General features: G+C 59.1%; 22 protein-coding genes. 11 read left to right on the top strand and 11 right to left on the bottom strand.

All coding sequences use genetic code 11. The annotated features are described in order from the left end of the window. Positions 1-23: 23 nt before the first annotated feature. Positions 24-1,079, bottom strand: a complete 1,056-nt coding sequence (locus ACGJAX_RS18740; RefSeq protein ID WP_390955686.1) for an extracellular solute-binding protein — start codon at positions 1,077-1,079, stop codon at positions 24-26. 196 nt (positions 1,080-1,275) lie between these two features. Between ACGJAX_RS18740 and ACGJAX_RS18735 the strand changes: the two genes are divergently transcribed. The 4 genes from ACGJAX_RS18735 to ACGJAX_RS18720 all read left to right on the top strand — a co-directional run bounded on the left by ACGJAX_RS18735 (position 1,276) and on the right by ACGJAX_RS18720 (position 5,400). Next, complete coding sequence (locus ACGJAX_RS18735) at positions 1,276-2,208, top strand: FCD domain-containing protein (RefSeq protein ID WP_390955685.1); 933 nt, start codon at positions 1,276-1,278, stop codon at positions 2,206-2,208. A gap of 99 nt (positions 2,209-2,307) precedes the next feature. Beyond that, the gene (locus tag ACGJAX_RS18730; protein WP_390955684.1) at positions 2,308-3,591 is read left to right on the top strand and encodes a nucleotide disphospho-sugar-binding domain-containing protein; all 1,284 of its coding nucleotides are present in this window, start codon (positions 2,308-2,310) and stop codon (positions 3,589-3,591) included. A 35-nt stretch (positions 3,592-3,626) separates the two neighbouring features. Further along, on the top strand, positions 3,627-5,024 hold the full coding sequence (locus ACGJAX_RS18725) for an FAD-dependent oxidoreductase (RefSeq protein ID WP_390955683.1): 1,398 nt from the start codon (positions 3,627-3,629) through the stop codon (positions 5,022-5,024). A 13-nt stretch (positions 5,025-5,037) separates the two neighbouring features. Next, positions 5,038-5,400, top strand: coding sequence for a cupin domain-containing protein (locus ACGJAX_RS18720; RefSeq protein WP_247256845.1), 363 nt, complete (start codon positions 5,038-5,040; stop codon positions 5,398-5,400). A gap of 24 nt (positions 5,401-5,424) precedes the next feature. Here the strand turns inward: ACGJAX_RS18720 and ACGJAX_RS18715 are convergent, their stop codons facing one another. Then, positions 5,425-6,552 carry a diguanylate cyclase gene (locus ACGJAX_RS18715; RefSeq protein WP_090323067.1) on the bottom strand — a complete coding sequence of 376 codons (1,128 nt, stop codon included), beginning with the start codon at positions 6,550-6,552 and terminating at the stop codon, positions 5,425-5,427. A 398-nt stretch (positions 6,553-6,950) separates the two neighbouring features. On the opposite strand from ACGJAX_RS18715, the gene katG reads away from it, so the two are divergent. Beyond that, positions 6,951-9,209 (top strand): catalase/peroxidase HPI, encoded by a 2,259-nt coding sequence (gene katG / locus ACGJAX_RS18710; RefSeq protein WP_390959926.1) that lies wholly within the window; start codon positions 6,951-6,953, stop codon positions 9,207-9,209. 311 nt (positions 9,210-9,520) lie between these two features. On the opposite strand, the gene ACGJAX_RS18705 is transcribed toward katG, so the two are convergent. After that, on the bottom strand, positions 9,521-9,751 hold the full coding sequence (locus ACGJAX_RS18705) for a hypothetical protein (RefSeq protein ID WP_090323070.1): 231 nt from the start codon (positions 9,749-9,751) through the stop codon (positions 9,521-9,523). A 174-nt stretch (positions 9,752-9,925) separates the two neighbouring features. On the opposite strand from ACGJAX_RS18705, the gene ACGJAX_RS18700 reads away from it, so the two are divergent. Continuing rightward, complete coding sequence (locus ACGJAX_RS18700; RefSeq protein WP_390955682.1) at positions 9,926-11,587, top strand: SulP family inorganic anion transporter; 1,662 nt, start codon at positions 9,926-9,928, stop codon at positions 11,585-11,587. A gap of 21 nt (positions 11,588-11,608) precedes the next feature. On the opposite strand, the gene ACGJAX_RS18695 is transcribed toward ACGJAX_RS18700, so the two are convergent. Together ACGJAX_RS18695 and ACGJAX_RS18690 are read right to left on the bottom strand one after the other, a co-directional pair. Next, entirely contained in the window at positions 11,609-11,797 is a 189-nt protein-coding gene (locus ACGJAX_RS18695; protein ID WP_047530236.1) for a ribbon-helix-helix protein, CopG family, read from the bottom strand. Positions 11,798-11,989: 192 nt separating this feature from the next. Then, positions 11,990-12,529, bottom strand: a complete 540-nt coding sequence (locus ACGJAX_RS18690) for a MarR family transcriptional regulator (RefSeq protein WP_390955681.1) — start codon at positions 12,527-12,529, stop codon at positions 11,990-11,992. Positions 12,530-12,635: 106 nt separating this feature from the next. Here ACGJAX_RS18690 and ACGJAX_RS18685 point away from each other — a divergent pair, with 106 nt between their 5' ends. From ACGJAX_RS18685 to ACGJAX_RS18670, 4 genes are all read left to right on the top strand, one after another. Then, entirely contained in the window at positions 12,636-13,436 is an 801-nt protein-coding gene (locus ACGJAX_RS18685; protein WP_390955680.1) for an SDR family NAD(P)-dependent oxidoreductase, read from the top strand. 483 nt (positions 13,437-13,919) lie between these two features. Beyond that, entirely contained in the window at positions 13,920-14,351 is a 432-nt protein-coding gene (locus tag ACGJAX_RS18680) for a hypothetical protein (RefSeq protein WP_390955679.1), read from the top strand. 162 nt (positions 14,352-14,513) lie between these two features. After that, the gene (locus ACGJAX_RS18675) at positions 14,514-15,041 is read left to right on the top strand and encodes an aspartate carbamoyltransferase (RefSeq protein ID WP_390955678.1); all 528 of its coding nucleotides are present in this window, start codon (positions 14,514-14,516) and stop codon (positions 15,039-15,041) included. Positions 15,042-15,265: 224 nt separating this feature from the next. After that, on the top strand, positions 15,266-16,399 hold the full coding sequence (locus tag ACGJAX_RS18670; RefSeq protein ID WP_390955677.1) for an alanine--glyoxylate aminotransferase family protein: 1,134 nt from the start codon (positions 15,266-15,268) through the stop codon (positions 16,397-16,399). Positions 16,400-16,437: 38 nt separating this feature from the next. Here the strand turns inward: ACGJAX_RS18670 and ACGJAX_RS18665 are convergent, their stop codons facing one another. The 4 genes from ACGJAX_RS18665 to ACGJAX_RS18650 form a co-directional block, all read right to left on the bottom strand. Further along, on the bottom strand, positions 16,438-16,851 hold the full coding sequence (locus tag ACGJAX_RS18665) for a hypothetical protein (RefSeq protein WP_390955676.1): 414 nt from the start codon (positions 16,849-16,851) through the stop codon (positions 16,438-16,440). A 183-nt stretch (positions 16,852-17,034) separates the two neighbouring features. Next, a complete protein-coding gene (locus tag ACGJAX_RS18660) occupies positions 17,035-18,438 on the bottom strand; it encodes a DUF2252 family protein (RefSeq protein WP_390955675.1) in 1,404 nt (467 codons plus the stop codon). Between the two features lie 203 nt (positions 18,439-18,641). Then, complete coding sequence (gene cax / locus ACGJAX_RS18655) at positions 18,642-19,712, bottom strand: calcium/proton exchanger (RefSeq protein WP_390955674.1); 1,071 nt, start codon at positions 19,710-19,712, stop codon at positions 18,642-18,644. Between the two features lie 419 nt (positions 19,713-20,131). Further along, positions 20,132-21,070: a LysR substrate-binding domain-containing protein gene (locus ACGJAX_RS18650; RefSeq protein WP_390955673.1), complete on the bottom strand. Its 939-nt coding sequence runs from the start codon at positions 21,068-21,070 to the stop codon at positions 20,132-20,134. A 127-nt stretch (positions 21,071-21,197) separates the two neighbouring features. Here ACGJAX_RS18650 and ACGJAX_RS18645 point away from each other — a divergent pair, with 127 nt between their 5' ends. Further along, complete coding sequence (locus ACGJAX_RS18645; RefSeq protein WP_390955672.1) at positions 21,198-21,587, top strand: tautomerase family protein; 390 nt, start codon at positions 21,198-21,200, stop codon at positions 21,585-21,587. A 127-nt stretch (positions 21,588-21,714) separates the two neighbouring features. Here the strand turns inward: ACGJAX_RS18645 and ACGJAX_RS18640 are convergent, their stop codons facing one another. Both ACGJAX_RS18640 and ACGJAX_RS18635 read right to left on the bottom strand, forming a co-directional pair. Beyond that, positions 21,715-22,584, bottom strand: coding sequence for an enoyl-CoA hydratase (locus tag ACGJAX_RS18640; protein WP_390955671.1), 870 nt, complete (start codon positions 22,582-22,584; stop codon positions 21,715-21,717). Between the two features lie 62 nt (positions 22,585-22,646). After that, a complete protein-coding gene (locus ACGJAX_RS18635) occupies positions 22,647-23,888 on the bottom strand; it encodes a CoA transferase (RefSeq protein WP_390955670.1) in 1,242 nt (413 codons plus the stop codon). Positions 23,889-23,897: the final 9 nt, after the last annotated feature.

Raw genomic sequence — 23,897 nt, 5'->3', positions numbered from 1 at the left:
ATGCGGCTTGCGTTGTGTGGGGCTTAGTTCTGGGCTGCCATGATTTCGGTGACAGCTCGGGTGTAGGCCTTCTGCGTGGTGCCGCCCAGGTCGCGCAATTGCTCCATCTTCACCAGTTCGCTCGGAGCGATGGTCAAGTTGGGGTATTGCTTGAGCAGGTCAGCGGACAAGCCGGCCATTGCGGCCTGGTTGGGGATTTTGTAGAGGATGTTTTCAGCGACCCAGACGTGGTTCTCCTTGGCCAGCATGAAGTTGACGAACTTGAACGCCTCGTCCTGATGCTTCGAGCTTTTCAGCACGACCATGGTGTCCACCCACAGGTCGGAACCTTCCTTGGGCACGACAAACTTGATCGCCGCGTTGGCTTGGGTGCCGTAGTTGCACCAGCCGTCCCAGGCGTGCGCCATCAGCGATTCGCCGGAAGCGAGCTTGGAATAGAAGGTGGTGTCGTCAAAGGCGAGGATGCGTTTTTTGGTGGCGATCAGTTGATCCCGTACCGCGGCGATCTGGCCGGGGTCGCTGTCGTTCACCGACCAGCCTTTGGCGAGGAAACCGGCCCCGAGCATCCAGCGGTCGGTGGCCAGCATCGTGACCTTGCCCTTGAGCGCATCGCTGGGGTTGAGCAGGTCGTTCCAGCTTTGCGGCGCCGGGGTCACCTTGTCGGTGCGATAACAGATGCCCGTCGTCCCCCAGGTGTAAGGCACCGAGAAATGGTTGCCGGGGTCGTATTCCAGGTGACTCGCTTCGGGGTAGAGGTTTTTGAGATTGGGGACCTTGACCGGATCGATGTCGGCCAGCAGGCCTTGCTTGTGCAGGACTTCGGCGAAGGGCGAGGAGACGAAGACCACGTCGTACCCTTCCCCGCCAGACGCCATGAGCTTGCCCATGATTTCTTCGTTGGTGGCGTGCAAGGCCTTGTCGACATCGACGCCACTGGCCGCCTTGAACTTGTCCAGCGCATCCGGGGCCATGTAGCCGTCCCAGATGGAAATCACCATGTCTTTCGCGCTTGCAGCCTGTGTAGCGATCGCCAGGGAAACGGCCAACCCCACGCACAGCACGTCTTTCAGCTTTCTCATGATACTCACCCGACGATTGTTTATTGTTTTTTCGAAGGCAGTACGGCAAAACGAGAAACGATTACATGTGTTTTTTTTTAGAAATTAGGACCAGTATCAGAAGATGTCAACGCTTTTTTTCTGCGCCTGACGATTAAGCGGCCCATGGCATAAGATGAGCACCTGAGTCCAAAGCGACCGAACCGAGATAAGACGCTTGAGCACAACAGCCGAAAAGAAACCCCGCACCAACCACCTGGAACTGGCCCGCAGGATCCTGGAGCACACCCAGGAAAGCGGGCTGGTGACCGGTGACCCGGTGGCCGAGCAAGCACTGGCGCGCACCTTTCAGGTCTCGCGCACCCTGATTCGTGGCGCCCTGAAAGTGCTGCTGGAAGAAAACCTGCTGAGCCATGAAGCCGGCAAAGGCTATCGCCTGATCGCCACCCCCGCCGGCCAGGCCTTCAACGCCGCCCTGCCCCAGGCCGAAGAAGAAGAGTTGGCCGCCTCGGTCCTGCGCGACCGCATGGCCGGGCGCCTGGGCGACAGCATCAGCATCAGCGAGTTGATGCGCCGGTACGACATCGGCCGGCCGGCGGCGCAGAAAGCCTTGCAGCAATTGACCGAGAGCCAGGCGATTGAACGCGGCCCCGGCCAGTCCTGGCTGTTTCGACCCTCACTGAACAGCCTCGCCGCGCTGGAAGAAAGCCTGAAGTTCCGCCTGATCCTTGAGCCCGAAGCTTTGCTCGGCGGGCAGTTCAACGCCGACCCGCAACGCCTGGCCTTGTTGCGCAGCGCCATGCAAGCCCTGCTGGCACGCCCGGTGGAAGACTTCGATATCCAGCAGTTCCGCGAGCTGGACATCAGCTTCCATGAGCTGCTGGCCCAGAGCTGCGGCAACCGCTTCATTGGCGACGCCCTGTTGCAGCACCAGAGTCTTCGACGCCTGCCGAACCTGCTGCCCTCGGTCAGCGTGCACCGCCTGCAGGAAGCCTTGCGCGAACACCTGCAAATCATCGCGCACATCGAGCGCGGGCAACTGGAGATCGCCGCCGACCTGCTGCGCCTGCACTTGCGCCTGAGCGCCGCGCAACGCCCGCAAACCGCCAACCGGGGCATCCCGCAGAGCCACCCGTTCGGGCGTCGTTGAAGCCCCTCAAAAAACATGATGATTTTTTTTATAAAATAAGACAGCATCAAATCATCTTCAGAAACGGCGGAACTTTCCCGCCTTGGATCTGGCGGCGCCATGCACACACAAAAATTAATCGCCCTGTTTCCAGAAGCCAGTTTCGGCGCAGCCTTGAACTGCATTGGTATCGCCCAATCGCTGCGTGAGCTGGGCGCCAAACCGGTGTTCATCTGCCACGAGCATTTCCAGGGAATCTTTGCCGAGTACGGCTTCGACGAGTACCCGATTCCGCAAGCCAGCCCATTGTCGGCTGCGGAGCACCAGCACTATTGGGAGCGCTTCATCGAGCGCAATATTCCCTATTTCAACCAGACCCCGCTGGCACAGATCGACAGCTACGTCGCACCGGCCTGGGACGCGATCATCGACACCGCGATCGAAGCGGAAAAACCCTTGCAGCAATTGCTCGGCCGGCTGAAACCGGACGTGATCGTCCTCGACAACGTGGTCATGTTCCCGGCCATCGCCAATGCCGGCTGCCCGTGGGTGCGGATGGTCTCCTGCGCCGAAACCGAACTGCCCGACGCCGCCGTGCCGCCCTACCTGTCCGGCTGCCTGGCCAGTGATGTCGACGCCCGCGAGCGCTTCACCGAGCATTACCTGAAAGCCGTCGCGCCGGCCCATGAACGCTTTTCGCAGTTTCTCGCCCACAACGGCACGGCACCCTGTCCGCCCGGCCAGTTCCTCGTCGATTCGCCGTGGCTCAACCTGCTGCTGTCGCCGACGCCGGTGCGCTACGGACGCCAACAACCTCTGGACCCGCAACGTTACGTCTACCTCGACGGCTGCGTGCGCCGCGAAGCGCCCTACATCGTTCCTGATTTTCCGCGGCACAACGAAGCGCCGCTGATCTACATCAGCTTCGGCAGCCTCGGCGCCGCCGACACCGAGATGATGAAGCGACTGATCGGCACGGTCGAAACCCTGCCCTATCGCTTCCTGATCAACGTCGGTGCCTACCGCGACATGTACACCACGGTGCCGGACAACGTGTACCTCGACAGTTGGTTTGCGCAGCCAGCGGTGCTCAAGGAATGCGAGCTGTTCATTCATCACGGCGGCAACAACAGCTTCTGTGAGGCGCTGTACTTCGGCTTGCCGTCGCTGATCATTCCTTACTGCTGGGACGGCCACGACAACGCCGCGCGCGCCGAAGAAGTCGGCGTCGGCCGCTACCTGCCACGCTTCGCCAACCCGCTGGCGGCGTTACCCGCCGCCCTCGAACAGTTGCTGACCGACCACGGCATGAAACAGCGCCTCAAAGCGTTCAGCGAGCGCATGCAGGCGATTCGCGGCACTGACCTGGCGGCACAGGCGATTCTGGCGTTGCCCGACAACTGACTGACCATTGCCCCCCATAACGCCGGAGTTGCTGAATGAAGTCCCCTACGCACCACGACTCGCTCGACAACGTACAACCCCGCCCGTTCTGGCAGGACACCGTCATACAGGCGCCAAGCGCATCGCCACTGGCCGGCAGCCTGCAATGCGACCTGGCCGTTGTCGGCGGCGGTTTCACCGGGTTGTGGACGGCGCTGTTGGCTCGTCAACGCCGGCCAACCTTGAACATCGCGATCATCGAAGCGCGGCGCTGCGGTGGTGAAGCCAGCGGACGCAACGGCGGTTTCTGCGCGCCAAGCATCTCCCACGGCGTCTCCAATGCGCTCAAGCGCTGGCCGCAGGAAGCCGAGCGATTGATCCGTCTGGGGCGGCAGAACCTCGACGAATTGGCCGCCGACGTGCAGCACTTTGGCCTAAAGGTCGAGTTCGAGCGCGAAGGCAAGTTGAACCTGGCGAGCCAACCCTGGCAGGTCGAGGGATTGCGCTCGATGCAACGCAACTACGCCCGGTTCGGCATTGAGTGCGAATGGCTTGAAGGCCGCGCGCTGGCGCAGCGCCTGGACTCACCACTCTACGGTGCCGGCGTGTTCGAGCCCAACTATGCCCTGCTCAACCCGGCGAAGATGGCCGCCGAGCTGCGCCGGGTCTGCCTTGAGCAGGGCATTCGGCTGTTCGAGCAAAGCCCGGTGCTGGAACTTCAAGACAGCACAGAGCGTTTGCGCTTGCGCACCGCGGGCGGCGAGATGGAAGCCGGACAGATCGCCCTCGCGACCAACATCGCCCCGCCATTGCTCGGGCACTTGGCCTCCAGTGTGATCCCGGTCTACGACTACAGCCTGGTCAGCGAGCCGTTGAGCGATAGGCAACTGCAGGCGATCGGCTGGACCGGCCGCTATGGCATCGCCGATTCAGGCAATCAGTTTCACTACCTGCGCAAGACCGCCGACAACCGCATTCTCTGGGCCGGTTACGACGCCATCTATCACTTCGGTGGCCGTCGCGATGAAGCGCTGACGCAACGACCGGCAAGCTTCAAGCGCCTCGCCGAGCAATTTCACCAGGCGTTCCCGCCCTTACACGACGTACGCTTCAGCCATGCCTGGGGCGGCATCATCGACACCTCTGCACGCACCACGATGTTTACCGGCTGCGACATGCAGGGTCGCGTGGCCTACGCCCTCGGTTTCACCGGGCAAGGCGTCTCGGCCAGCCGTTTTGCCGCGCTGAACATGCTCGACCTGCTGGCCGGCGAAGCCACGGAACGAACAGATCTGATGATGACGTCCAGGGCGCCCTTCCGTTTTCCACCAGAGCCACTGCGCTACGCCGGAGTGAAGCTGGCCCAGCGCTCACTGGCACGGGAAGACCGCGACGGCCATCGCGACCTGTTGCTCAAAACCTTCGATGCCTTTGGTATCGGTTTCGATTCCTGAACCGGAGATCCGCATGTCCAGCGCCCTGCCCCGACACGTCATCAACTTCGCCAATCCAGAACTGACGCCCAAAGAGCTCGAAGTCAACGACCCGGCCATTGTCGACGCGCCCTATCGCAGCAGCAGCTGGCGGCATTTCGTGGCGCCGCAGAAAAACGCCGTCGCCGGCATCTGGGAGGCCGGTCCGCACCTGGAACGCTGCCAGTGCGATTACGACGAGTTGTGCCACATTCTCGAAGGCACGGTGCGCCTGACCGATGTGCAGGGTGTCAGCTGCACATTTGGCCCCGGTGCTTCGTTCGTGGTTGCCGCGGGATTTCAAGGCACCTGGGAAAACCTCACGGCAGTGCGCAAGGTGTATTTCATTCTGGGATGAGCGCCCGGCCGGTGCTACCGGGCGCTACTCGGCCACCGCGACCTGGTTGCGCCCACGGGCCTTGGCGCGGTACAGGGCTTTATCGGCGTTGCACATCAAGCTGTGCAAATCATTGTCGCCGGGCGCCATGGCCGCGACACCGACACTGGCCGTTATGCAGTGAACCGGGCCGGTCATCAGCCCGGAAATGGACTGGATAAGGTCCTCGGCAATGGCCTGGGCGGTCTCGATGGAGGTATTGGGCAGCAAGACCGCGAACTCCTCCCCGCCCAATCGACCGTGGACGTCGCTCTCGCGAAAGGATTGACCGATCACCACGCCCATTTGCCGCAGGACCTGGTCGCCGATCTGATGCCCGTAGGTGTCGTTGATGTGTTTGAAGTGATCCATGTCCAGCATCACCGCGCAAAGCGGCAACTGGTAGTTTCGGCAATGGCTGTAGAGATGCTGGGCATGTTCGAAAAAAGCCCGCCGGTTTTTCAGGCCAGTGAGTTCATCGGTTTGCGCCGCGCGCGTGGAAATGCTGTGGGCCAGTTCCATTTCCCGGGTCAGCCGAAAGGCGGTTTCCACCGCATTGGCCAGGCTGCTGGTGGCCCTGAACACGAATGAGGCGAACACCATGACCGCCACGGCCACCCCGGTTTGCAGGGTTGACGGCTGGAACAGCAGCCACAGGGTGCAAGGCATCAGCACCAGGGAAATCGACACCACCGTCATGTAGCGGTAGGCCGAGTAGCAGGACACCGCACTGACTGACATACCGACGGTAAACAGCATGACCAGCACTTGGGCCAACAGGTCATCCCTGGGCATGACCGCCAGGGCTCCAGCGCCCCAGATGCTGGCGGACAATATCAGCGTCAGCCAGTACCTGCGTTCCCAGCGCTGCGGCGTGCGCTGCGCTGGCGGGCTGTGAAAATAGACTGCGAACATCAGCAGGCGTAATAACGTCGCCCCCGTCAGCAGGGCTATCCACCAGAAAACCACGTTGTGATCAAACCGCTCCCAACACAGCCAGCACAACATGATCACGGCCAGAAAACTGCCGAAAACCGCTGAAACCGATTGGCGAAACAGCTGATGCAATCGATCCGTTTGCACCTGCTGTGCAATGTAGCGATCCTGCTCGTGCCGAAAACCAAGGCCGTCCATTCATTCCGCCTGATCGTGATGCCGTAACGAACAACTATTGTGGCACATTGCCCGGCGGCGCCTGCAACAGTCTGTGAAGGGCTGAGAGATTGCGCCTATCACCTGCCAATACTGCGACTATTAGCTGACTCGCCAACGGGCGACTAGCATTAGCTTCTGCCGGTGCACTCTGGCCGGCCGAGACCTGTATCGAGACAAGAATGAGTCAGAAACCGACCAGGCGTACCGTGGGTGATCTGTTGGCATATCGACTGCCGCTGTCATGAATCCCCGCGTAGCCCCGACGATCCGTTGATCGACCTGCCGGGCCCGCCGCCTGAGTCATTGATTTCACTTGCCGTTTTCCCGCCCGCACCGGGCCGGATGGCGGCATGGACACGACCGAGGGTAGCGCACACATGGCAACTGAATCGAAATGCCCGTTCAATCATGCCGCCGGCGGTGGCACAACGAACCGCGACTGGTGGCCCAACCAACTGAACCTGAGGATCCTGCACCAGCACTCGCCCCTGTCCGACCCCATGGGCGAGGGTTTCAACTACGCCGAAGCCTTCAAGAGCCTGGACTTTGTGGCCCTCAAGCATGACTTGAACGCGCTGATGACGGACTCGCAGGACTGGTGGCCGGCCGACTTCGGCCACTATGGCCCCCTGTTCATTCGCATGGCCTGGCACGCCGCCGGTACTTACCGCACCGGTGACGGTCGAGGCGGCGCCGGCTCCGGCCAGCAGCGCTTTGCCCCACTCAACAGTTGGCCGGACAACGTCAGCCTGGACAAGGCGCGCCGGCTGCTCTGGCCGATCAAGCAAAAATATGGCCGCAATATTTCCTGGGCCGATCTGATCGTACTGACTGGCAACGTCGCCCTGGAATCCATGGGCTTCAAGACCTTCGGTTTTTCCGGCGGCCGTGCGGACGTCTGGGAACCGGATGAAGACGTCTACTGGGGCTCGGAAAACAAATGGCTGGGCGGCGACACGCGCTACGGCAAAGATGACAACAAGCCGGTACAAGCACCCGGCGATGTGCCACTCGTCGCAGAACCGGGAAAAAACGAAGCCAGCCGTACCGAGGACGGGCGTCATCTGGAGAATCCCCTCGCCGCCGTGCAAATGGGCCTGATCTACGTCAACCCGGAAGGCCCGGAAGGCCAACCGGACCCGGTCGCTTCAGCGCTGGACATCCGTGAAACCTTTGGCCGCATGGCCATGAATGACGAAGAAACCGTGGCGCTGATAGCGGGTGGCCACGCCTTCGGCAAAACCCACGGCGCCGGCCCTGCCGACAACGTCGGGCCCGAGCCCGAGGCGGCCGGCCTGGAGCAACAGGGCCTGGGCTGGAAAAACAGCTTCGGCACCGGCAAAGGGGCCGACACCATCACCAGCGGCCTGGAAGTCACCTGGACCACCACCCCGACGAAATGGAGCAATAACTACCTGGAGAACCTGTTCGGCTTCGAGTGGGAACTGACTAAGAGTCCCGCTGGCGCGCATCAGTGGAAACCGAAAAACGGCGCGGGGGCCGGCATCATTCCCGATGCCCATGACCCGTCCAAGCGGCGTGATCCGACCATGCTCACCTCGGACCTGGCCCTGCGCTTCGATCCGATCTACGAACCGATTGCCCGTCGCTTCCTGGCCAATCCCGACCAGTTGGCCGACGCCTTCGCCCGCGCCTGGTACAAGCTGATCCACCGCGACATGGGGCCGCTTTCGCGCTACCTCGGCCCGGAAATGCCGGACGAAGAGCTGCTCTGGCAAGACCCGATCCCAGCGCTCGACCATGCATTGATCAACGACGGCGACATCGCCGCGCTCAAGAGCAAGGTGCTGGCCTCGGGCCTGACCGTGTCAGAGCTGGTCTCCACGGCCTGGGCGGCGGCTTCTACCTTCCGCGGCTCCGACAAACGCGGCGGTGCCAACGGCGGGCGCCTGCGCCTGGAGCCACAGAAGTCCTGGCAGGCCAATCAGCCGGAACAACTGGCGAAGGTGCTGGCGAAACTCGAAAGCATCCAGAAGGAGTTCAACACCGGTGGCAAGAAAGTGTCGCTGGCCGACCTGATCGTGCTGGCCGGCGGTGCCGGTGTCGAACAAGCCGCGCGAACCGCCGGGCACAACGTCACGGTGCCTTTCAGGCCGGGGCGCATGGACGCCAGCCAGGAACAGACCGATGTCGAGTCGTTCGGCTTCCTCGAACCGATTGCCGACGGTTTCCGTAACTTTCTCAAGACCCGCTACCGCGTACCGGCCGAGCAGTTGCTGATCGACAAGGCGCAACTGCTGACCCTCACTGCACCGGAAATGACCGCGCTGATCGGTGGCCTGCGCGTGCTCAACACCAACGTCGGAAAAACCGCCCACGGCGTCTTCACCACGCGGCCGGAAGCGCTGACCAACGACTTCTTCACCCACCTGCTGGACATGGGGGTGGAATGGAAACCGGTCTCGGAGGCCAATGAGGAGTTCGAAGGTCGCGACCGCAAGACCGGCCAGCCGAAGTGGACCGCCACTCGTGTCGATCTGGTATTTGGTTCCAACGCGCAGCTGCGGGCGCTGGCAGAGGTCTATGCCACCGCCGGGGCGCAAGAGAAGTTCGTCCATGACTTCGTGGCGGCGTGGACCAAGGTGATGAACCTGGATCGCTTCGACCTGAAGTGAAACGCAGGTAGAGGATGGGTTGCTTCGGCCCGTGCCGCAGTGGCCCGTCGCTTGAACAGGGGCGGCGCAATGCCGCCCCTGCCGTTTTGACTCTCGCGTGACCTGGGGGCTCTACTCACGCGGATCGATCTGATCCAGCACCCGGTCAGGGTTTCGGCCGTGGCCTTGGGGTCGACGCTGAACAGGGTGCAGGGTGTGCGCGGCGTGGCCTTGATGTCGGCCATCGAGGGGACGTGAAGGTCGAGGGTAAACATGCGTTGCCTCGATTCTCTCCTTGAACCTGGCAGCGTCGCCAAGTCGTCATCCAAAGGTCAAAAATGGATTTCAGCGGTCTTGAGGCCCAAGTCTCGAAGCTCGGCAATCAAGTCATCCAGATGTCCGAAAGACTCGACCTCTTCATTGTCATCAACCAAAAAATAACTCCTCCCGGCGTCCTTTTTGAAGAACACGATCCACTCCTTGGGATTGGTCGGGTTTGCGATCAAATGGGTGTCAAAGGTCACGCCTTCGGCATGCTTGCTTTTCACATCTTTGCGATTCATGTCTGTCACCACGCTAAGCGCGTTCTCAAAATTCTCTATATGCAGTGTATGCCCACTCAGTTCCGTCCGAGCTTTACAGGCAATATCTCCAGCCGTACGAAGCAGTGGTTCCAAGGTATTTAAATTATCACTGCATGTTAATATTATGCACATGCATGCACTGAGGAGCTAGCCGTGATTGCGATAGGTGAGGCATGGAAGGCGGGGTTGTTGGGTCGAAAGCACTGGCTGCGCAATCTGGTGTCTGGCGTGATCGTCGGGATCGTGGCGCTCCCCTTAGCCATGGCGTTTGCCATTGCATCTGGCGTCAAGCCTGAGCAAGGCATCTACACCGCAATCATTGGCGGCCTGCTGGTTTCGCTCTTTGGGGGGAGCCGCTTACAGATTGCAGGGCCAACAGGCGCGTTCATCGTGATTCTGGCGGGCGTCACGGCCAAGCATGGGGTTGACGGCCTGCAAATCGCTACGATGATGGCGGGCGCCATGCTGTTATTGCTCGGGGTCGCCCGGCTTGGTGCAATCATCAAGTTTATCCCCGATCCAGTGATCGTCGGATTTACCGCCGGCATCGGCGTGATCATCTGGGTCGGGCAATGGAGAGACTTTTTCGGCTTACCGACGATCAGTGGAGAGCACTTCCATGAAAAGCTCTGGCATTTGCTACAGGCGCTCCCGGATCTTCATATCGCCACCACCCTGCTGGCTGTACTCAGTCTTTTCCTGGTAATCACCGCGTCCAAAATACCCGGCCTCAAACGGGTGCCTGGCCCGTTGGTCGCAATGACGGTAGCTACGGCGATACAGGCAACCTTTCATTTCGAGGGGGTAGCCACGATTGGCAGCGCATTTGGTGGCATACCTCAAGGTCTTCCAGCGTTTGGCCTGCCTGAAATCACGCTGTCTCGGATCATCGATTTGATTGGTCCGGCTTTCACTATCGCCATGCTTGGAGCAATCGAATCGCTTCTGTCTGCAATGGTGGCCGATGGCATGGCGGGCACCAAGCATGACTCCAATCAGGAGCTGATCGGTCAGGGAGTGGCTAATCTGGTCACGCCACTGTTTGGCGGCTTCGCCGCTACCGGAGCCATTGCCCGCACTGCAACCAATATCCGTAACGGCGGCACAAGCCCGCTGGCCGGCATTACGCACGCGATCACCTTGGTGCTTATTATTCTGTTTCTGGCACCTTTAGCCTCGAACATCCCACTGTGCGCCCTGGCCGCCATTCTATTCGTGGTCGCGTACAACATGAGCGAGGTGAGACACTTCAAGCGCATGGTCCAGCGAGCCCCGCGCGCAGACGTGTCGATTCTGCTCATCACCTTCAGCCTCACAGTGTTCAGTGACTTGGTTATCGCCGTGAATATCGGTGTCATTCTTGCCATGTTGCAGTTCATGCGTCGCATGGCTTCATCCGTGGAGGTGCAACAGGTCGTCGAGCACGAGCTTGAAGAAGAGCTGAGAGCCAATGGCCATGCGCACTTGCCGCCGGGGATACTGATTTATACGATTGAAGGGCCACTGTTCTTTGGCGCGGCCGAGACTTTCGAGCGTGTCCTGGCACAGACCCATACAGACCCACGTCTCCTGATCATCCGCCTGAAACGCGTACCGTTTATGGATATCACGGGCCTGCAAGTGCTGGAGGAGGTCATTCAGCAGCTGCACAAGCGCAATATCGTGGTAAAGCTCTGCGAAGCGAATAAGAAGGTGCTCAGCAAGCTAGACAGGGTGGGTATCCTGCAAGAAATTGGCCCGGAGCATTACCACGCCGACTTCAACACCGCACTGGCCAAAGCTGTCAGTCACGTAGAAGGTACATCGACCCTCTAGAGACTAACGGCCAGTGTTGGCTCATGACTTGGTGCTGACGGCATGCTTGCTCTTGGTCGTATAGCTGGCGCCGTGAGTGGCCAGATAGTCACGAATCAGTTGCCGGACAACCTGCGAAGACGTCAGGTCTTGTGCTGCACAGAGTTCCTCGAACGCTTTTTTCTTGACGGGATCTATGAGCACCGTGAGGCGCGCAGTCTTGCTTTCCATGGGGTATTCAATCGCTCAAGTCGCGGGATGTTAATCAAATTGTAATTGCCTTGTTCTGTGCTGTCACGGTACTGGCTGGCTGTTGCCTGGCACCTCGACGTTACTCACAAGAAAAAACTGGTTCTCACGGTCGTTTGCTGCCCTTCACTTGAACAGGGGCGGCGCAATGCCGCCCCTGTCTTACACCGGAATTCACGCCTGATCATCTCCAAGATAGGCCGAGAGGAATTCGTCTGAAGCCACGTAATCAGCTGCGGCCCGGAGTGAAGCAGCCGAATCACGGCCGAGTACCTCCTCCACGCGGTCATTGGCGGTGGCCCAATACACAATTGCCTCGTGCAAAAGCTCGAGTCCTGATGGCGTCAACACTGCACGTTTTGCACGCTTATCTTGCTCATCAATCCTCAGCTCAACCAAACCGTCTCGCACTAGAGGCTTAAGGGCGTGGGTAAGCGCTGAAATCTGGATTGCAAGCTTGAGCGCCAGATCCTGCAGCGTGGGCGCCTGGCCCTCGTTTGCGGACGCCATCCTGGTGATTTCCGTCAAAAGCGAAACCTGTGTTGATTTCAGTCCCAAGGGCGCCAGAGCGTCGTCGTACAGATTCCCCAAGCGTCGGGCTGCACGCCTGAGCGCGGTGTTGGTGCACACGAGGTCCACAAAGGCCAGTTTTTCTTCGGCCCTGTTATCTGGGGCGGTAGTCATTGCGGTTGATTTACTGGAGATTTTTTTCATCCCCAAATAATGGTTGAGCACAACACTATTGACAAGCCCCGCCCTCCCCAACATAAACTTGAGCCCTCAATCAATTGCTTGAGCACTCAACGTTAGAGGTTAAAATATGTCTTCGTCTAAAAAAACTGCTGTTGTAACAGGCGCATCTTCTGGCATTGGCGCCGTCTACGCCGACCGCCTGGCTGCTCGCGGTTACGACCTTGTTCTGGTCGCCCGGCGTGCTGATCGCTTGGCAGCCTTGGCTGAAAAACTGTCCAAAAAGCACGGCGTCAGCGTCCAGAGCCTGGTTGCCGACCTGGAAAAAGAAGCCGACGTGGCCAAGGTGGAAAAAGTACTTGGCAGCGATGACAGCGTACGACTGCTCGTCAACAATGCTGGTGTCGCACGTTTCAGCACTCTGGCGGATACGCCGGTTGAGGTTTCGCTGTCGCAGATTGCACTGAACATCATTTCGCTGACACGGCTGACTCAAGCTGTGCTGCCGGCTTTCAAAGCGCGTAATCAAGGGACCATCATCAACGTAGCATCGGTATTGTCGGTCCACTCCTGGGAAGTCAGCTCTGTTTACAGTGGCACCAAGTCTTTCGTGCTGGCCTTCAGCAGGGGCATTCAGGATGAGCTGGCCAAAGCCAAGTCGAACGTCAGGCTCCAGGTCGTTCTGCCAGCATCGACTGCTACGGAAATCTGGACTGAAGGCGTCTCGGGCATTCCACTGTCCGCCCTTGGACAAGACACCATCATGAGTGCAGAGGATTGCGTGGATGCTGCACTGGCGGGCCTGGATAAAGGCGAGGCCATCACCTTCCCGTCCGTCGAAGACGCGTCCCTGTGGAGCACCTACGACACTGCTCGCGGTGCACTTTTCGCGGCGACCCAAACAGGTACACCTGCCTCCCGCTACCGTTAGGCCCATCTCCCGGCAAGAACGGATACAAGCTTGAGAGTCTTGAACAGATTGTCTGAGTACTCATCACAGTGCATCCAGGCCCATGGCTCTACACACCCTCAGCAAGTCAAGTCGGCTTGCGGGGGGTTGTAAGGGGTGAGCTGGATTTTCAGTCAGGCAGGATTCGATGTTTCAGGAGCGGTCGGATCGGTGGCCGGGGGATTGGGTGAAGGCTTTATCGTATTCAGTCTCCGAAAACGTGGAGCCTTCAGCACTCGCACTAGACCCGTTCACTGATGGGCAGTGACGCGAATCAAATTACCGAGCAGCCCCGAGGCGCACAAGCCGGCGAATTCTGGCGCAACCGTAGGCCCCCGATATGCGGTCGCGATTGACCATCCATCCCCTTGTTCGCCCGTCTATCCGTTTACTGATATGGATCAGATTCTCCACCCTGCCGGCTCCTATGCTCAAATTGACCCCTCGGTGTCGAGATGAACTCAAATGAACAAATCAAGCCTGATCGCCCGATGTGTGTTGGCAGGCATCATCCTGCTGGCGACCAGTCTCGCCTTGCCGACCAATGCCGAGTCCCATGGCGGTGGACATGGCGGTCACGGCGGGGATGCCGGATGGTGGGGTCTGGGCATTGGTTTGGGCTTGGGCTGGGAAGCCGCGCACGTCTTCAACCCGTATTACTACCCCGCCTATCCGGTTTATTACTATCCGGCCCCGCCGGTTTACTACTACCAGGCCAGCCCACCTCCAGTGATGGTTGCCCCACCTCCCGGGACGACGGCTTCAGCGCCAACCGCCCCTCCTCCCGCCGCCAATTGGTACTACTGCGATTCCGCCCGAGGCTACTACCCGAATGTGCGCCAGTGCCCCGAAGGGTGGCGCATGATTCCAGCAGTGCCGCCTGGGCCGATACGCTGATTGATCCGTTAAGCGGGTGTGCAAGGGTCCCATCGAACCCTTTGCATGGCTGATCAATAAGTCGCTGGTGGTCACCGACACCCAAGTCCCGCTGTTGCGAGCGTGACAGCGGGACTGAAGCGCCGGCATCGCTCGACGCCCTGCCCCTGTTGGAGAAAGACCATGCTAAAAACCGCCATCGCCTCAACAGTGCTCTGGGCGCTTGCCGCAAACCTTCACGCTCAGCCCGTGGAGCATTCGGACGCCGACGCACAACGGCAAGCCGAGGTGGCGGGGCGCAGCCAGGATGTCATGCCGTTCAGCCTCGCAGCGACAACCCATGTCTTCACCAAGACCGCTGAAGGCGGCATTCAGCAAGTGGTCGCCAAGCAGCCCGGAGATGCTGCCCAAGTGCAGTTGATTCGCCAGCATCTCCAGGCAATTCACGAGCGTTTTCTCAAGGGAGACTTTTCAGGCCCGGCGCACATCCATGGCCAGGACATGCCGGGCCTGGCTGACTTGAAAGCCGTCAAGCCTGGACAGATTGCGATCGAGTACACAGACATCGAAGGCGGCGCCCAATTGCTCTTCAAGACCTCGGATCCAGCCTTGATAACGGCGCTTCACCAGTGGTTTGACGCCCAGCTTTCCGACCATGGCAAGGACGCGATGGAGGGCGATATGCATCATGGCGAGATGATGAACAGGTGAGGGATGAATGGCGGGTAGCAATTGACCGGGAGCGTTCGTAGCAGACCCTAATCGGCTAATTTCAGCCAATGCTGACCGCCAGCTTCGGTTCGGCTGCCCCCCTTCTTAACGGATGATGCCAACCGCTCGACAGAAGTCGCCATTCAATCACGAGCAATCTTGTCATTTGCCAAGGCTTGGGGCAGGGTCAATACCACTGAGATTTCTGCCAAAGGAGTTACTCCATGTCAAAGCTATATCCCAGTATCGATCCCGAGGGGCTGGTCGAGTACTCAGTGGTCTACACCGACCGCTCGCTCAACCACATGTCGCAGTCATTTCAAGGCGTGATGAAGAACATTTCCAGGACCCTGAAACAGGTCTACAACGCCCAGGCTGTTGCGGTGGTCCCGGGCAGCGGCACGTTCGGCATGGAAGCGGTGGCGCGACAGTTTGCCACCGACCAGCAATGCCTGGTGATACGCAATGGCTGGTTCAGTTATCGCTGGAGCCAGATCCTTGAGATGGGCAACATCCCGGCGGCCACCACGGTGCTGAAAGCCCGACCGGTCGACACGGGTCGCCAGGCTGCCTATGCCCCACCCCCTCTGGACGAAGTGCTCGCAGCCATTGAGGCGCAGAAGCCGCAGATTGTCTTCGCCCCCCACGTTGAAACCTCATCAGGGATCATGCTGCCCGACGACTACCTGCGAGCCGTCGGCGACGCCGTGCATGCGGTAGGTGGCCTGTTCGTGCTGGACTGCATCGCCTCCGGCACGATTTGGGTTGATATGCACAAATGCGCAGTCGACCTGCTGATCAGCGCACCGCAGAAAGGCTGGAGCGCTTCCCCTTGCTGCGCCCTGGTGATGTTCAGTGCTTTGGCCCTCAAGCGCATCGAACAGACGCAAAGCAGCAGCTTCGCCTGCGACCTGAAAAAGTGGCTTCAGATCATGCAGGCCTACGAACAGGGTGGACATGCCTACCATGCGACCATGCCCAGCGATTCCCTCGCGCGGTTCAACGAAGTGATGAAAGAGACGCAAGCCTACGGTTTCGACAAAGTCCGCGGCGAACAACAGGCGCTGGGCGATCGGGTGCGCGCCATGTTGACTGGTAAAGGCATCAAAAGCGTGGCCGCAGCCGGCTTTCAGGCCCCTGGCGTCGTGGTGAGCTACACCGACGATGCCGACATCAAGAACGGCAAGAAATTTGCCGACCACGGCCTGCAGATCGCCGCCGGAGTGCCGTTGCAATGCGACGAGCCAGCCGACTTCCAGACGTTCCGTATCGGTCTGTTCGGACTCGAAAAGCTGCGCAATATCGAGCGCACGGTCAGCATCCTCGGGCAGGCACTGGACGAGGTGATGGTTAACTAAAGGAAAAAGGGGACAGATTTATTATCTGGAAGATAAATCTATCCCCTTTTTTCTGTGACCGGACGGTTGTGCTGTTTGGGAGAGAAGTAGCGTGTGAACTGATGGCGGCCGTCGAACACGCCGCGAATCGCACCGCGTTTCATCATGTCAGAAGGCAGACCGGACTCCTTGATATTCGCCGCGTACCCCGGCTTCAGCAAATCGCGGGCCTTTTCCAGGACTTCGCCGTCCAGTGTGGCGAACGTGTTGAAGCAGAAGAGCGGTCCATCGCGCACCGCATAAGGACCAGCCTTCTCGGGTTCAGCAAGATTCGAAGAGAAGTCCTTGCCCGGCAACTCCTTGGCGATCGCCGCCTTCTTTTCCGAACTTGCGTTCGTGAAGGATAAAAGCCACTTCTGCCACATTGCTCGCAAGTGTGCTGGGACCCTGTGCTCGGGCAGTTGCACCGACATTATCTAAACCGACGTGATCAGTACCCACCTCGTAGAGCATCAACCCACGGGCCAGCACGGTCCCGCGCAGATTTATTTTCATGTTGTATATCCTGGGTGTTATCTGATGGATGACAACCTTCGGGAGATGCATTACTTATCCCCAGACCCAATGCAGTTTTTGGGCCTGGTTGCGCTTGATGGCTATTCCTCTTCGATCAGTGCCTCCAAATGCCCGGCCCTGACCGCCCGGGCCAAAGTCCTGTGATCTTTCACCGTCTGCCTGGCATAGGCTACGGCGAAGTCCCCCAGCGCCTTATCGAAAACGTCGCCCTTGCCCAGATACCCGGAAATGGTTGCTGCATCCCCTGATTTGGCATGTGCCCTGGCCAGGGTCTCGCCGCACAATCCGGCGTAGCGTTTGATTTGCGACAGGGTTACGCCTTCGACCGGTACCGAGAACTTCATGTCGCGCAGTTGCCGTACGAAAAAATCGCGTCCAGCGCGTCCACGCGCCCAGCCCAGGAAGATATCGCTGGAGGACTGCATCAGCCGTTGCCCCATGACAATCCGCTCGCCCTGGTTCTTGTAGATGCTCTTGCCCGCGTAAGGCGCCAGCACCGAGCGGCTGGACTCCTTGATCTGCAGAATCAGCGGGTGGTTTTCTTCGGAAAACATCAGGGCGATGAAGCAGCGCGTGCCAACACTGCCGATCCCCACCACTTTCAGTGCGGCGTCCACCAGTCGATAACGGTCCAGCAGCACACGACGCTCGTCTGAAAGCGTCCCACGGTATACATCCAGGCCCTCCTGGATCTTCTCCATGAATTTTGGATCATCCAAGTGCATGAGTACTGGCGGCTGGTCGACGATGCGTTGTTGCCCGGCAACACTGCCGACGATTTTCGGGAAGATGTTTTCGACCACGCGTTCACGGGCTCTATCGGCGGCCTCTTGACGCAACTTCTTTGTCTTTGGATCGGGAGCGGTATCAATCAACGATTGCATATCCATCCGCGAGTACCAGACTTCCAGCGGGTTCATCTTCGAGTATTTGCGCAGGTTCTCCCGATAGCTCCGTACACAGGCAATAGCGCCCTCGCGAGCCTCCTCGTCGCCGTACCGGTTATCCATAGCGACCAGAGCGAAGCTCCCGGCAAGTCGCTTGACGTCCCATTCCCAGGGAGCCGGGAGGGTTTCATCGAAGTCATTGAGGTCAAAGATCAGATTGCGCTCCGGGGAGGCGAACAAGCCGAAATTCAGCAGATGGCAATCGCCACAGGCCTGCACCTGGACGCCGATGTTCGGTGTACTGGACAAGTCATAAGCCATCAGCGCCGCCGAGCCGCGGTAAAACGTGAAAGGGCTTCGCAGCATGCGCCCGTAGCGAATGGGTACCAGCTCCTGAAGGCGCTCCTTGTTGGACGCCTGCAGTATGGCGATGACGTCGCGGCCCTTGCCGGGCGACTTCCAGATCCCGTGGCTTTCCCGTGGCACTTTTTCGCGTAGCAGGCGACCGGCTTCGATGCGCTCTTCGCGGGAGCGGAACTCCCGGGTCTGTTTCGCCTTATGGACTTTCTTGCGGGAGGTTTTCTTGTCGGAGGTCATGACTCTTTTGTCACCCCTGCACTGTATTCGAGATGTGGAATTTGCTGACTCGTCATTGCACCAACAGCATCTTTTTTTAAAAGTTAGAATAGTTTCGTGTGAGCTTGTTGATCTGCATCAGCGCCCCATGATTTTCATGCTTTCGGCCCGTAGATCATGGCGCCTCTGGCCAATGCACCGGCGTTGGCCCGATCTGTTCAAGTTCATCCTGCCGGGGCGCCGCTGAGGAAAAGGAACGCCATCCCGAGGGATATATAGACTGCCAGTAACTGCACGCCCTTGAACCAGTCAGAGCGACCATCGTCGGCGACCTCGCTGGTGATCAATACCGCCAGCAGCACCGCCAGCACGAGGCCGGGCCGGAAGGCCAGGTCCATGGCAACCGGACCGATGAACAGACTGGCCAATACAAGCGTCGGGGCGACGAACAGCGCCACCTGCACGCTCGAACCGATAGCGATGGACAGCGATAGGTCCATGCGATTTTTGAGTGCTGCGGAGATAGCAGTCGCGTGCTCCGCTGCGTTGCCGAGGATGGCCACCACAAAGACACCGACGAAGATGTTGTTCAGGCCCAGCGCCTGGGTACTGGGCTCTATGGTGCCAATCAGGATCTCGCTCACCCAAGCCACCATCACCGTCGACAGGCAAAGGACCAGTAGCGCCTTGCCAACCGACCAGGACGCTGCGTTTTCTTCAATGCTCTCCAGCTCTTCGCTGCTGAATTCCTTCTTGTGGGTCATCAGGGAATAGATAAGGAACAGCGCATAGACGACCAGCAGTAGCACAGCAATGGACACGCTGAGGTAGTGGGAGCCCAGATTCATCTTGCCCTCCGTGGCGATCTTGTTCGCGGCGGGGATGATCAAGGCGATGGCGGCCAGGGTCAGCAGTGTGGACTGCGAGCGCGCTCCTATCGCGTTGAAGTGCTGCTCTGAATGGCGCAGACCACCTGCCAGCATGGCGCAGCCCATCACTAACAGGATATTGCCGATGATCGAGCCGGCGATGGAGGCCTTGACCACGTCGTAGAGCCCGGCCTGCAGGGCGGCAATGCAGATGATTAGCTCGGTAGCATTACCGAAGGTGGCATTGAGTAACCCACCCACGCTCTCACCCAGATGTGCGGCCAGCTGCTCGGTGGCGCGCCCCAGCCAGCCTGCAAGCGGCAGGATGGCGAGCGCGGCTGTGATGAAAACGAACAGAAAGTGCGCCGGAGCGAAGTATTCCAGGACAATCGACAGAGGAACGAACAGCAGCAACCAGTTAATCATGGTGGAACTCCTCGTATGCCGCTGGCGCCAGTCACGCTGCACCGGTTACGCTCAAACCATCAGCCGTTCTGCTGGTTACATCGCGTACTCGAAGTAAAGCACCTGTTCAGAAAATGATCCGAGCTTTCCATTTTCAGAACGCCCGTGGACTAACGGATATGGCGGGTCATCCCGCCCCCATCTCGCCGCCGCTAATCGCTGAGCCCTGGACGGCCGTGAAGAGTCAATTGCATTCGTCGAATAGTGGCCGGTCTCGGTGTTGTACTCAGTGGTTTATGCAGCACAACATTCATGTTTGATCCGGGACGCTTTCGCGTCGGTTTTGAAGATGACTTTCTGACTGTACGGAGTACCAGATGCAGTTGATACCCGCGAAAGCTCGTATCAGTAACGGGCAATAAAAGGCCAGTTTTATGCTGTTAACTAAAACCAGCCACAAACCGCCCTCGCAGGTAGTCGACAAAAACAGTGACGGCTCTCGGTACATGTGTGGAATAAGGACGCACCAGATAAATGTCCTCCGGAAAGGCTCCTACTAATCTCCACGCTGGCAGCACCTGCACCAATCGTCCGCTCTTCAGCCCGGCTTGAGCGCTGAAATCGGGCAAGAGCGCGATGCCCAAATCAGTCAAAGCCGCATCGCGCAATGCTTCGCTGTTGTTGGTTGCGAATGTGCCTTTGATAGGAACCGTCAGCCGTTTCTCCTCCACTGGCGAGGGACCGGTGGTTTCGAATGCCCAGGCAGGCGTGTCGTTGCCTCGCGGGTAATATAGACAGTTGTGTCCTATGAGATCCTCTGGATGTTGAGGTTCGCCGAATCTATCCAGATAGCTGCGGGTCGCAACAAGTACGGAATGTGTCGCGCACAACTTCCAGGCGACATGGGTATCCGGGATCTGATTGCTGTGCCGAACAGCCAGATCAAATCCCTCCGTAGCGATCGAGGAAATCTGATCGGAAACGTCAAGTTGCACTCGGACTTCGGGATGTTCGTTGAGGAAACCAGCCAGTACCGGAACCAACTGTTGGCGGGCAAATGCTACCGGAGCAGTCAGCCGCAGAAGTCCCCGTGCTACACCTGCAGAGTCTCGAACATCGGAAAAACTACGGGCAATCTGCTCATAAGCACTGCGCACGTCACGTACCAAAGCGTTTCCCGCATCGGTCAGTCGCACACTGCGAGTCGTGCGCTGCACCAGACTCAGTCCCGTGGCCTTTTCCAGCTCGACAATTCGGTGGCTCACCGCTGATTTACTCACCCCTAGCCTAATCGCTGTCGCGGTATAGGTGCCCTGCTCTGCAAGGATCGCCAGCCAGTGCACATGGGTCCAGAGTCTTTCGACTTCCACTTTAGGCATGATTTGATTGTCCTTGTATGGAAACAATTAATTCGATTTTTGCGTCTCGTCATGAACAAAGCAAACACTTAGTGTGGGCGTCAAGACCTGCAATGCAGACACCCCGTCAATACTCGAGATTACCCACATGCCTTTGATGAAATTCGATGTCGTACAAGGTCGTGATGACGCGCAGCTCAAAGCATTACTGGATGCTGCGCATCGTGCGATGGTGGTTGCCTTTGAAGTGCCCGAACGTGATCGCTATCAGATCGTCAACGAACACCACCCCAGCCGTATGATCGTCGAAGATACCGGTCTGGATATCCCAAGAACGAAAGACGTGATCATTGTTAGCGTCACTAGCAGACCGCGCAGTGAAGCATCGAAGAAAAAATTCTACGAGCTACTCACGCACGAGCTACTGACTTATTGCAATATTCAACCAAGCGACGTGATGGTTTCCATTGTGATCAACGACGATGCCGACTGGAGTTTCGGCAATGGACGGGCACAGTTTCTGACAGGCGAACTCTGACGTTCACCCGCCACGGGCCTCTCTCCCGGTACTGGGCTCGGCATCCACTCATTTTCTGATTTGATCAGAGAAAGGGTGGACTGCTTGGCCCGCTCTCCTCCTGCGCAAAGCCCTTTATCAGCACCCTTCAACGATGCCGAAAAACCGGGGCTCGCTTGGCGAGAAACGCCTGCATGCCTTCCTTCTGGCCATCGGTTGCGAATGCTGCCTGGAACAGTCTCCGTTCGTGCAATATGCCTTCGGCCAGGCTCACTTCCTGAGCGCGATTTACCGCTTCTTTGGCCATTCGCACTGCGGGGGCGTTGTAGCCGGCGATGGTGTGTGCTGCCTCCAGCGCGGTTTGCAGCAGGTCAGCTGAAGGCACGACTCGGGCCACCAGCCCGGCAGCCCTGGCTTCGGTGGCGTTGATGGTGCGTCCGGTGAGGATCATGTCCATCGCCAGTGCCTTGCCAACCGATCGGGTGAGACGTTGCGAGCCGCCAATCCCGGGGAGGATGCCCAGCTTGATTTCCGGTTGGCCGAACTGCGCGTCTTCTGAAGCGATAATAAAGTCGCACATCATCGCCAGTTCGCAACCGCCACCCAGCGCATAGCCGCTAACGGCCGCGATGATTGGTTTGCTGACGGTATGCAATTGCGACCAGGCGGCGAAGACATCATGTTGCTGCAGTTCGACGAAGGTCTTCTCAGCCATTTCTTCGATGTCCGCGCCCGCGGCAAAAGCCCGTGGACTGCCAGCGATGACGATAGCGCCGATGTTGTCATCGGTGTCGAAGTTGCGCAGTGCTGCGACTACTTCGCGGGACATGGCCACGCTCAGTGCATTGAGGCTCTTGGGTCTGTGCAAAGTGATCAGCCCGACACGCTCGCGCCGTTCGACCAGGATCGATTCGTAGCGAGGCGCCGATGCGCCATGGGTCTCTGTCTCGTTGCTGAGTTTGACGCTGGTGGTTGCCGATTTCTTGTCTTGGGTGGCTGGAGCGGTTGCGGCTGTCATGGAGACTTCTCCTGGGTAAATTGGCAGGCTTGAAAAGCACGTGTAAAAAGGCAGGCGCTGTTCTAGATAACGTCTGAAAGCAGCGATTCGTCGAAGGTGCCGGTGGCTGGCGCGTAGTCCCCTGTGTGTGACATCAACTGCGAGAGGATGCGTTCACGATGCTCATCCAGACCGGGTGCGCGCACCGGCGTGGTGACATCGATGTCGGCATAGGCATTGAGCTTGATCGGGTTGCCGGCGGTACGGAAAGCGTGCCCGCCTTCGCCCTGCACCTGGATGATCATGTTGCGTGCTGTCAGCTGCGGATGCTCGAACAGCTTGTCGATGGTGTTGATCGGCGAGCACGGCACGCCTGCTTCATTGAGCCGGTCAATCCAGTGCGCTGCGGGGGCGGTCAGCGTGATTGCCTGGATCGCCTCAATCAACGCCGGGCGATTGCGGCAACGCTGGGCATTGCTGAGGAACTGCGGCTCCAGCGCCATTTGCGGGTTGCCCAGCGCCTCGGCCATGAGCATGAATAGCTGGTCGTTACCGGCGGCAATGATGAAGCGCCCGTCTTGCGCGTCATACGCTTCAAACGGCGAGAGCGAGGGATGGGCGTCGCCCGTGCGTGTGGGCACCTTCCCTTCCACGTCGTAAGTCGCCAATGCGGTTTCCATCAGTGCCGCCTGGCAGTCCAGCATTGCGATATCCACGCGAGAGCCCTGTGCGTCCCGGGTTCGTTTGTACAGCGACGAGAGGATGCCGATCACCGCAAACAGCCCGGCGCTGAGATCGCCAAAACTGGTGCCTACGCGGGCTGGCGGCGCATCGGGCCAGCCGGTCAGGCTCATGATGCCGCCCATGGCCTGAACCACCATGTCGTAGCCCGGCAGGTCACTCATGGGGCCGGTTTGGCCAAAGCCCGAAATGGACGCATACACCAGATGCGGATGAGTGCTCGCAAGCCGTTCGGCGCCGTAGCCCAGGCGGTCCATCACGCCGGGTCGAAAGTTTTCTACCAGAACGTCGGCCTCGGTGAGCATACGTTCGATCAGCTCTCGGTCTCGCGGGCTTTTGAGGTCAAGCGCAATGCTTTCCTTGCCTCGATTGAAGCAGGTGAAATACGCGGAGTGATCCTCGACAAAGGGACCGAAGGCACGCGTGTCGTCGCCAGTGGCAAGTCGTTCGACCTTGATCACGCGGGCGCCGAGGTCGGCGAGCACCATCGTGCAATATGGGCCGGACAGAACGCGTGAGAAGTCCAGAACGGTGATGCCGTCCAAAGGCCCCTTCTTGGCAGGCAGGCCTTGCAACATATCCATAGTGTTATT

Origin of the sequence: Pseudomonas moorei (assembly GCF_042846945.1) — a bacterium.
GTDB lineage: Bacteria > Pseudomonadota > Gammaproteobacteria > Pseudomonadales > Pseudomonadaceae > Aquipseudomonas > Aquipseudomonas moorei.
Note: the sequence above shows the minus strand (reverse complement) of the source record. Positions and strands in the feature narration are given on the sequence as shown.

Bases quoted from the DNA above. Each gene is read 5' to 3' on its own strand.
- ACGJAX_RS18740 (WP_390955686.1), bottom strand. From the start codon at position 1,079: ATGAGAAAGCTGAAAGACGTGCTGTGCGTGGGGTTGGCCGTTTCCCTG.
- ACGJAX_RS18730 (WP_390955684.1), top strand. From the start codon at position 2,308: ATGCACACACAAAAATTAATCGCCCTGTTTCCAGAAGCCAGTTTCGGC.
- ACGJAX_RS18725 (WP_390955683.1), top strand. From the start codon at position 3,627: ATGAAGTCCCCTACGCACCACGACTCGCTCGACAACGTACAACCCCGC.
- ACGJAX_RS18720 (WP_247256845.1), top strand. From the start codon at position 5,038: ATGTCCAGCGCCCTGCCCCGACACGTCATCAACTTCGCCAATCCAGAA.
- ACGJAX_RS18715 (WP_090323067.1), bottom strand. From the start codon at position 6,552: ATGGACGGCCTTGGTTTTCGGCACGAGCAGGATCGCTACATTGCACAG.
- katG (WP_390959926.1), top strand. From the start codon at position 6,951: ATGGCAACTGAATCGAAATGCCCGTTCAATCATGCCGCCGGCGGTGGC.
- ACGJAX_RS18705 (WP_090323070.1), bottom strand. From the start codon at position 9,751: ATGAATCGCAAAGATGTGAAAAGCAAGCATGCCGAAGGCGTGACCTTT.
- ACGJAX_RS18695 (WP_047530236.1), bottom strand. From the start codon at position 11,797: ATGGAAAGCAAGACTGCGCGCCTCACGGTGCTCATAGATCCCGTCAAG.
- ACGJAX_RS18690 (WP_390955681.1), bottom strand. From the start codon at position 12,529: ATGAAAAAAATCTCCAGTAAATCAACCGCAATGACTACCGCCCCAGAT.
- ACGJAX_RS18685 (WP_390955680.1), top strand. From the start codon at position 12,636: ATGTCTTCGTCTAAAAAAACTGCTGTTGTAACAGGCGCATCTTCTGGC.
- ACGJAX_RS18680 (WP_390955679.1), top strand. From the start codon at position 13,920: ATGAACAAATCAAGCCTGATCGCCCGATGTGTGTTGGCAGGCATCATC.
- ACGJAX_RS18675 (WP_390955678.1), top strand. From the start codon at position 14,514: ATGCTAAAAACCGCCATCGCCTCAACAGTGCTCTGGGCGCTTGCCGCA.
- ACGJAX_RS18670 (WP_390955677.1), top strand. From the start codon at position 15,266: ATGTCAAAGCTATATCCCAGTATCGATCCCGAGGGGCTGGTCGAGTAC.
- ACGJAX_RS18665 (WP_390955676.1), bottom strand. From the start codon at position 16,851: ATGTCGGTGCAACTGCCCGAGCACAGGGTCCCAGCACACTTGCGAGCA.
- ACGJAX_RS18660 (WP_390955675.1), bottom strand. From the start codon at position 18,438: ATGACCTCCGACAAGAAAACCTCCCGCAAGAAAGTCCATAAGGCGAAA.
- cax (WP_390955674.1), bottom strand. From the start codon at position 19,712: ATGATTAACTGGTTGCTGCTGTTCGTTCCTCTGTCGATTGTCCTGGAA.
- ACGJAX_RS18650 (WP_390955673.1), bottom strand. From the start codon at position 21,070: ATGCCTAAAGTGGAAGTCGAAAGACTCTGGACCCATGTGCACTGGCTG.
- ACGJAX_RS18645 (WP_390955672.1), top strand. From the start codon at position 21,198: ATGCCTTTGATGAAATTCGATGTCGTACAAGGTCGTGATGACGCGCAG.
- ACGJAX_RS18640 (WP_390955671.1), bottom strand. From the start codon at position 22,584: ATGACAGCCGCAACCGCTCCAGCCACCCAAGACAAGAAATCGGCAACC.
- ACGJAX_RS18635 (WP_390955670.1), bottom strand. From the start codon at position 23,888: ATGGATATGTTGCAAGGCCTGCCTGCCAAGAAGGGGCCTTTGGACGGC.